Source organism: Helicobacter jaachi (assembly GCF_000763135.2).
Taxonomy (GTDB): Bacteria; Campylobacterota; Campylobacteria; order Campylobacterales; family Helicobacteraceae; genus Helicobacter_C; species Helicobacter_C jaachi.
Window position 1 is genome coordinate 1 of sequence record NZ_JRPR02000019.1, and the last position, 6,050, is coordinate 6,050.

General features: G+C 43.4%; 2 tRNA genes and 2 rRNA genes. All 4 read right to left on the reverse strand.

What is annotated here, in order from left to right:
- The 4 genes from LS71_RS09245 to LS71_RS09260 all read right to left on the reverse strand — a co-directional run bounded on the left by LS71_RS09245 (window position 1) and on the right by LS71_RS09260 (window position 5,166).
- Window positions 1-2,881, reverse strand: a 23S ribosomal RNA gene (locus LS71_RS09245).
- A gap of 401 nt (window positions 2,882-3,282) precedes the next feature.
- Window positions 3,283-3,358 (reverse strand) — tRNA-Ala (locus LS71_RS09250).
- Window positions 3,359-3,461: 103 nt separating this feature from the next.
- Window positions 3,462-3,538 (reverse strand) — tRNA-Ile (locus LS71_RS09255).
- A gap of 129 nt (window positions 3,539-3,667) precedes the next feature.
- Window positions 3,668-5,166 (reverse strand): 16S ribosomal RNA (locus LS71_RS09260).
- The 16S and 23S rRNA genes sit together here with 2 tRNA genes alongside, the layout of an rRNA operon.
- Window positions 5,167-6,050 lie beyond the last annotated feature (884 nt).

The following is a 6,050-nucleotide window of genomic DNA, read 5'->3' on the forward strand; positions in this document are numbered from 1 at the left end:
AAAAAAGCCAAGCGGTCTATTAGTAGTAGTCAGCTAAACATATTACTATGCTTACACATCTACCCTATCAAGCAGCTAGTCTTGCTGCGACCTTCAGGGAGAGTTAATCTTGGAGTTGGCTTCCCGCTTAGATGCTTTCAGCGGTTATCACGTCCATGCGTAGCTACGCAGCGATGCTCTTGGCAGAACAACTGCTACACCAGTGGCATGTCCATCCCGGTCCTCTCGTACTAGGGATAGCTCTCCTCAACTCTCCTGCGCCCACGGCAGATAGGGACCGAACTGTCTCACGACGTTCTGAACCCAGCTCGCGTACCGCTTTAAATGGCGAACAGCCATACCCTTGGGACCTGCTCCAGCCCCAGGATGCGATGAGCCGACATCGAGGTGCCAAACCTCCCCGTCGATGTGAGCTCTTGGGGGAGATCAGCCTGTTATCCCCGGGGTACCTTTTATCCTTTGAGCGATGACCCTTCCACACAGAATCACCGGATCACTATGACCGACTTTCGTCTCTGCTCGACTTGTTTGTCTTACAGTCAGGCTGGCTTATGCCATTACACTCTGCTTGCGATTTCCAACCGCAATGAGCCAACCTTTGCAAGCCTCCGTTACTTTTTAGGAGGCGACCGCCCCAGTCAAACTACCCACCAGGCATTGTCCTACTTATGGATAACATAAGCTAGTTAGCAAATAGAAGCATTAAGGGTGGTATCTCAACGATGGCTCCATCTCCACCAGAGTAAAGATTTCAAAGCCTCCCACCTATCCTGCGCATAATGCTCCCATCGGCAGTGCCAAGCTGTAGTAAAGGTCCACGGGGTCTTTCCGTCTTGCCGCGGGTAGGAGGAATTTTCACCTCCACTACAATTTCACTGAATCACTCTTTGAGACAGCTCCCATCTCGTTACGCCATTCATGCAGGTCGGTATTTAACCGACAAGGAATTTCGCTACCTTAGGACCGTTATAGTTACGGCCGCCGTTTACTCGGGCTTCAATTCAAAGCTTCGCATTGCTGCTAACAAATCCTCTTAACCTTCGAGCACCGGGCAGGCGTCACACCTTATACTTCCTCTTACGAGTTTGCAAAGTGCTGTGTTTTTGGTAAACAGTCGGGAGGGACTCTTTGCTGAGACCTATTTGCATAGGCACACCTTATCGCGAACTTACGGTGCTAGTTTGCAGAGTTCCTTAAAGAGAGTTCTTTCACGCGCCTTAGAATACTCATCTCATCTACCTGTGTCGGTTTGCGGTACGGGCAACTATTGCTAAACTTAGAGGCTTTTCTTGGCACGATGGTATCAATGGCACTTATCTTAACCCGAAGGTCGCAACAAGCTATTCAAGTTTCACATACAAGAGCGGATTTGCCTATCTCTCAAGCTACGCTTTTAAATTAGCTATTCCATCAGCTAACGCCATTTAACCTTATGCGTCCCCCCATCGCACACAATAGTTGGTATGGGAATATTAACCCATTTTCCATCGACTACCTCTTTCGAACTTGTCTTAGGACCCGACTAACCCTACGATGACGAGCATCGCGTAGGAAACCTTAGACTTTCGGCGAAGTGGATTCTCACCACTTTTATCGCTACTCATTCCTGCATGCTCACTTCGCATCGCTCCAGCACTTCTTGCCGATATACCTTCAATGCGATACGAACGCTCTTCTACCACTATGCATCAGCATAATCTACAACTTCGGTGTCTATCTTAGCCCCGTTATATTTTCTGCGCAAAATCACTAGACCAGTGAGCTGTTACGCTTTCTTTAAAGGATGGCTGCTTCTAAGCCAACCTCCTGGTTGTCTAAGTAACTTCACATCATTTTCCACTCAGACATAGAACTTTGGGACCTTAGTTGGTAGTCTGGGTTGTTCCCCTTTTGACGATTGATTTTATCACCCACCGCCTGACTCCCAAGATACGGTAATAGGTATTCGCAGTTTGACAGGGGTTGGTACCACGGTGAGTAGCCCTAGCCCAATCAGAGCTCTACCCCCTATTACTATCACTTGAGGCTATACCTAAATATATTTCGAAGAGAACCAGCTATCACCAAGTTTGTTTGGCCTTTCACCCCTATCCACAACTCATCTCAACCCGTTTCAATGGGTACGAGTTCAGTCCTCCATAAGCTATTACACTTACTTCAACTTGGTCATGGATAGATCACTTGGCTTCGGGTCTGCAGCATCTGACTAAACCCTCGTTAAAAGTCGCTTTCGCTACGGCTTCGCGTTTGCTTAACCTTGCCAGATACCACAACTCGCAGGATCATTATGCAAAAGGCAGTCCATCACCCTGATAAATCATAGGGCTCTGAATGATTGTAGGCAAATGGTTTCAGGTTCTATTTCACTCCGCTCACTGCGGTTCTTTTCACCTTTCCCTCACGGTACTTGTTCGCTATCGGTGTGATAGTAGTATTTAGGGTTGGAGAGTGGTCTCCCCATCTTCAGTCTGGATTTCACGTGTCCTGACCTACTCTGGATACTGCTACCTATGTATCATTTTTCGCATACGGGGCTATCACCCTTTATAGCTTAGTTTTCCAAATAATTCTGCTAAATGATACAAGTGGATATCGCAGTCCAAAACCCCAGTAGCAAGCTACTGGTTTGCCCTTTTCTCCTTTCGCTCGCCGCTACTTAGAGAATCTCTGTTGATTTCTTTTCCTCTAGCTACTGAGATGTTTCACTTCGCTAGGTTCGCTCCATTATAGGTAGTTAGTATCTCTACTAACTGGGTTGCCCCATTCGGAAATCTATGGCTCAATGCTTCTTAGCAGCTCCCCATAGCTTATCGCAGCTTAGTACGTCCTTCATCGCCTCTATCACCCAAGGCATCCACCATTTGCCCTTAAAAGCTTTTTGTATTTTTAAGGATACTGCCTTATTGAATGTATGCACTCAATAAAGCAAGTATGTCGCGTAATTGTAGTTAAATTTACTATTACTATTTAGGCTATTAACAATAAGATTTCAAATAACATTTAGAACTTTAAATAACGCGTGTTTTAAAGCCTAATGCAAAAGTTTTAGAATCTAGATTCTATAAATTAGCTTTAAATTTAGATTCTATGTAGATTCTATGTTTTTTTAGAATCTAATCTTGCGTCTCTAGATTCTATATTTTACGACTTTAGATTCCATGCCCTTTACATAAAATCTAAATAGAATCTAGATTCTAAAAGATTCTATAAAAAGCACAAAGCAAACCAAAAACCCTTGCATTAAACTTTAACACTAACATTTAAAAGAACAATTCATAAAGATGGTGGAGAATAGCGGGATCGAACCGCTGACCTCCTGCGTGCAAAGCAGGCGCTCTCCCAGCTGAGCTAATTCCCCTTAGATAATTTTAACTTTCACAAACAAGATTCTAAAACCTTTGCCTTAACGCAAATGATAAAATAATAGAATCTAGATTCTAAAATCAAAAGCTAAACTTAAATGGTGGGCTTAGGAGGACTTGAACCTCCGACCTCACCCTTATCAGGGGTGCGCTCTAACCACCTGAGCTATAAGCCCTTAAGCTTGTATTTAAGCGATAAGTATTTGGGCAATCTTTGAAAACTAAGCAAGGCATTTAAGTATTTCTTACACTTATATTTCAAGGGTTATGTTTAAGACAAGTGAATGTCTTAAAGATTCTCTTAGAAAGGAGGTGATCCAACCGCAGGTTCACCTACGGTTACCTTGTTACGACTTCACCCCAGTCGCTGCATCCGCCGTGGGCGGTAACCAATTTAGTATCCCGACTTAAGGCGAATACAACTCCCATGGTGTGACGGGCGGTGAGTACAAGACCCGGGAACGTATTCACCGCAACATTGCTGATTTGCGATTACTAGCGATTCCAGCTTCATGTAGTCGAGTTGCAGACTACAATCCGAACTAAGAGATGTTTTTGAGATTAGCTCCACTTCGCAGTATTGCATCTCATTGTGCACCCCATTGTAGCACGTGTGTAGCCCTAGGCGTAAGGGCCATGATGACTTGACGTCGTCCTCACCTTCCTCCTTCTTACGAAGGCAGTCTCCTTAGAGTGCTCAGCCAAACTGCTAGCAACTAAGGATAAGGGTTGCGCTCGTTGCGGGACTTAACCCAACATCTCACGACACGAGCTGACGACAGCCGTGCAGCACCTGTTTTCAAGGTCTAGAAAACTAGACACTCCGCTATCTCTAGCAGATTCTATCAATGTCAAGCCTAGGTAAGGTTCTTCGCGTATCTTCGAATTAAACCACATGCTCCACCGCTTGTGCGGGTCCCCGTCTATTCCTTTGAGTTTTAATCTTGCGACCGTACTCCCCAGGCGGAATGCTTAATGCGTTAGCTGCATTACTGCCCTGACAAGCAGGGCAACAACTAGCATTCATCGTTTAGGGCGTGGACTACCAGGGTATCTAATCCTGTTTGCTCCCCACGCTTTCGTGCATGAGCGTCAGTTATGTTCTAGTAGGTCGCCTTCGCAATGAGTATTCCTCTTGATCTCTACGGATTTTACCCCTACACCAAGAATTCCACCTACCTCTCCCACACTCTAGAAAGGCAGTTTCAAATGCAGTTCTGTAGTTAAGCTACAGGATTTCACATCTGACTTGCCCTTCCGCCTACGCACTCTTTACGCCCAGTGATTCCGAGTAACGCTTGCACCCTCCGTATTACCGCGGCTGCTGGCACGGAGTTAGCCGGTGCTTATTCGTTAGATACCGTCATAATCTTCTCTAACAAAAGGAGTTTACAATCCTAAAACCTTCATCCTCCACGCGGCGTTGCTGCTTCAGGGTTTCCCCCATTGAGCAATATTCCCTACTGCTGCCTCCCGTAGGAGTCTGGACCGTGTCTCAGTTCCAGTGTGTCCGTTCACCCTCTCAGGCCGGATACCCGTCATAGCCTTGGTAAGCCATTACCTTACCAACAAGCTGATAGGACATAGACCAATCCTTTAGCGAAAAACTTTCCCTCGTAAGGTGTATCTAGTATTAATCACCGTTTCCAGTGGCTATCCCAGACTAAAGGGCATGTTATCTATGCGTTACTCACCCGTGCGCCACTAATCCACTTCTAGCAAGCTAAAAGCTTCATCGTTCGACTTGCATGTATTAGGCACGCCGCCAGCGTTCACTCTGAGCCAGGATCAAACTCTCCATAAGAAATGGGGAGTTTGAGCCATATATTGCAATGGCAGAAACTCTCCAAAAAGTTACAGAAAAATATAGAATCTAGCCCATAAAATCTAACATCTTAAAAACTTAAGATGTTATCTACAAACTAGATTCTATAAAACACACAAGCTCTTTTTAAACTCTTTTATTGTTAATAAAAGCAAAGTCTTGTGTGAGTTTGTCCTTTAATCTCTTAGTGTTACTTGTAATCACAAAGACAAAGTTAGATTCTATAATTGAGGTTGCTCTAGTTTAGGTATTTTATAAATAACTACACATAATCACAATGTAAATCACTACACTATGATATCACAACATAGTGTAGTGGGCAGTGCAATATGAGGCTATTATTTAAAATACACTACTTCAAGCAATTGCTTAATTTATAGTATCTCTCAAAGTCATATAATGAGTTATAAGAAATGAACTAAGAAACTTTAAGTCTTTATTACTTTAAGTAGTAATCATACTTAAATGTTTCTTGCTTAGATGTCAAAGATCATACCAAATATAAATCAGCCAAAATAACCCTAAGCCTACATATCAAAGAAACTTACTATAAGGTTCCACTACTTTAAGCACAATGTGGATTGCATGACACAATGTGATAATGTAAGTGTTGCTTATGTAAATGCCTTTAATGTAAATGCTCTTGCAAGCATCTTAAAAGCTATATGAATTGACTATATTGATAAAGAACAACCATTGAAATCATATTCAAGCACACAAATCTTAAGACACTACTTTATGGTTTTTAGGGTATGTAACAAAAAAACTAAAAACTTTGTAATGAAAACCTAAGAGAAGAGACTAGAAGCTCAATCAAATGGGAGTGAAATATTACAGGCTTAAAGCTTAAAGTGGGCTTAGGA